Source organism: Microcoleus sp. K4-B3, from assembly GCF_036704615.1.
Classification (GTDB): domain Bacteria; phylum Cyanobacteriota; class Cyanobacteriia; order Cyanobacteriales; family Microcoleaceae; genus Microcoleus.
In genome coordinates this window covers 1-3,062 of the sequence record NZ_JAUBSF010000187.1, presented here as the reverse complement: position 1 = coordinate 3,062, position 3,062 = coordinate 1, and the positions used below count along the sequence as shown (strand labels likewise).

Sequence of the window (3,062 nt, the reverse complement as noted above, 5' to 3'; positions counted from 1 at the left end):
AATCATCAATTTTTCTTTGACACATCTTCTCAAATCCCCTTGACAACTGCCATACAAGCTTAACTTGTTACCAATGAGTACAGCATCACTTTCGTAATGTACCGAAAAGTTGACCCAAGCCCAAACCCACCATCCAACTTTGACCTGCCCTTCGAGGGGAAATTGTCAGAGGATAATCGTTGGGTAATCATGGCAAAAATAATTCCGTGGTCAGAATTTGAAGCCGAATATGCTCAAAATTTTACAGTCTCAACAGGAGCAAGGGCGAAATCGTTTCGGATAGCATTAGGGGCATTAATAATTAAAGAAAGGTTAGGAACCAGTGACTCCGAAACAGTAGAACAAATAAGAGAAAACCCATACCTACAATACTTTATAGGCATGACTACCTATAGTGATGCTTCACCATTTGACTCATCAATGTTCGTTCATTTTCGGCAAAGAATAGGTGTCAACCTAATCAATAAAATTAACGAAAAAATGGTTAAAGAGCAGACAGAACTGCCAGGAGAGGAAGTCGAAAAAAAGTCATCAGAAATAAGTGAACCCAAAAATCAAGGAAAATTAATATTAGATGCAACCTGTGCCCCAGCAGACCTAAAATATCCTACCGACTTAGGACTATTAAATCAAGGTAGGGAATATACCGAAAAAATCATAGATGCTCTACACACTCAAATTAAATCACCCGAAAAAAAAAACCAATCACCTATCGAAACACAGCCAGAAAAGCATACTTAACAGTAGCCAAAAACCGGAAACCATCACGAAAAGTACGAAGAAAAGCGATTAAAAAACAACTCCAATATATCAAAAGAAATTTAGCTCATATCGATGGTTATGGGAGAGCTACAGTCTCTGAGTAAATATTATTATAGAATGCTGTTAGTGACAACAGAAGTCTACCGTCAACAATTATGGATGTATGAAAACAAAAAAAACAGTATAGATGACCGAATAGTAAGTTTAACACAACCACACATCCGCCCGATCGTTAGAGGAAAAGCCGGGAAATCCGTCGAATTTGGGGCAAAGCTGTCAGCGAGTTGTCGTAACGGCTATGTATTTCTAGACCGGATTAGTTGGGATAATTTTAACGAATCTGTAGACTTAAAAACACAAGTAGAAGAATTTAAATGGTTCACAGGCTTCTATCCCGAATCAATTCATGTAGATCGAATTTATCGAACTCGCGAGAATCGAGCTTGGTGCAAAGAAAGAGGAATTAGAATGAGTGGTCCCCCTTTAGGAAGACCCTCGACGAATATTAGTAAGTCAACGAAGAAACAAGCTTTAGAAGACGAGAGAATTCGTAACTCGATTGAGGGCAAATTTGGGAGTTGCGTAAAAGAAGATTCAGCCTCGGTAGAGTGATGGCTAAACTTTCTAATACTTCTCAAACCACCATCGCCATAACTTTTCTGGTAATGAATCTTTCGGCCCTGCTACGGCAGGCTTTTTGGCTTTTTTTATGTCTATTTCAGAATATACACTTTTTTTCCTGTTTTCCACCTGTGATGATTAATAAAGATTATGCTTTATATAAAATAGCGTAAACAAAGCTTATCTTATCAAGGGACTCGCGAGTTCATTCATCTTTCTAAATCCTGTTTTCTTACTTTTTCAGCAAGCCCTATATACCTGACAATCAAAGCAAAAGTGCGATCGACTGCTGAGACACCCTACAAACTAGGCGATCGAAATCGGGTAGGTATGTTGTTGCGCTTTAGGGCTAAAGCGCAACAACATACGAAGTCTAAAAAGTTACTGCCTGAACTATACTGCTGGCAGCCACTCCTTTCAATATAGCTAAATATTCCCCTGTTACCTGATACTGAATTATAGTATCGCTAACAAAAGCGCCGGTTCCTTGATAAATATTTAACTCGCTAAAAGCCAGGGGGCTAATTAAATCAATTTTGTCTTGATTGAGGGTAAAATCATTAATCACATCGGCAGCGGCTAAGCCTGTTCCACCAGTGCCGATCGCGATCGCAAACACATCAAAACCCAATCCGCCTGTGAGAGTGTCGGCCCCCATTTCTCCAAATAAGTAATCATTGCCCCCATCGCCAAACAATATATCGTCGCCATCGCCCCCGTAAATGCGATCGTTTTCCTTTCCTCCGTAAATCAAGTCAAGGCCGCCGTCACCCCGAATGAATTCAATGCCTTGGCCGCCAAAAATAATGTCATTGCCATCACCGCCGCTAATACCGTCATCACCTTTTTGTCCGTAAAGCAAGTCATCTCCTGCTTTGCCATCAAGATAATCATTGCCGGGGCGTGCGTGGATAATATCATTTAATGCCGATCCTGTTATGCGATCGTCCTTATCTGTGAAACCGATTACTGACTTTTGGGACAGGGTTTTGACATCGCCTAAGTTATCGTTATCGCTGATATTGACTGTGATAGGGGCGACGAGATTATTATACAATGTGTCAGTGCTGGTAGTGGCGTGGCTAATTGGGCTGGCACGATCGCCCTCAACAACCGCATCGTCAACCGCAGTCACCGTTACTGTTTGGGGAACATTCCAATTTGCCCGAGTAAAAGTAAGGGCAGGTAGGCTGACAGTAACTTGGGTTCCAGGGGTAATGGCGACGGTGACATTAGCAGTTGGCTGAGTATTTAGTCGCACTTTGTATATATCGCTGCCCAAGCTTTCGAGTACCTCGGTACTCCCAAGTGGTTCAAGGAAAATGACAGCGGGAGTACCTAGAGTTGTTGTGGGAGTCCGAGTCGGCGGGGGAGTCGGTGTTGGCGTGGGAGTCGGTGTTGGCGTGGGAGTCGGAGTCGGCGGGGGAGTTGGAGTTGGCGGGGGAGTTGGAGTTGGCGGGGGAGTTGGAGTTGGCGGGGGAGTCGGTGTTGGGGTGGGAGTTGGTGTGGGCGGGGGAGTCGGTGTTGGGGTGGGAGTTGGTGTTGTTGTAGGAGTTGGTGTTGGCGTGGCTATGTTAACAGTAAAACTGCCTACATTGCTACCTAGGGTTTGCTGAATAAATAATGGAAGACCCAGAGAAGGATTGATGATTGATTCAAGCCGACGCTCGAATAAGTTT

The 3,062-nt window shown here is 43.2% G+C and carries 1 protein-coding gene and 1 pseudogene; one reads left to right on the top strand and one right to left on the bottom strand.

Going from position 1 to position 3,062, the window contains the following annotated elements; all coding sequences use genetic code 11:
* The first annotated feature begins 96 nt into the window (after positions 1–96).
* A pseudogene (locus QUA78_RS32090) lies at positions 97–1,556 on the top strand (IS5 family transposase).
* 200 nt (positions 1,557–1,756) lie between these two features.
* Here the strand turns inward: QUA78_RS32090 and QUA78_RS32085 are convergent.
* A partial coding sequence (locus tag QUA78_RS32085) for a calcium-binding protein (protein WP_445302468.1) occupies positions 1,757–3,062 on the bottom strand: 1,306 nt, incomplete at its 5' end.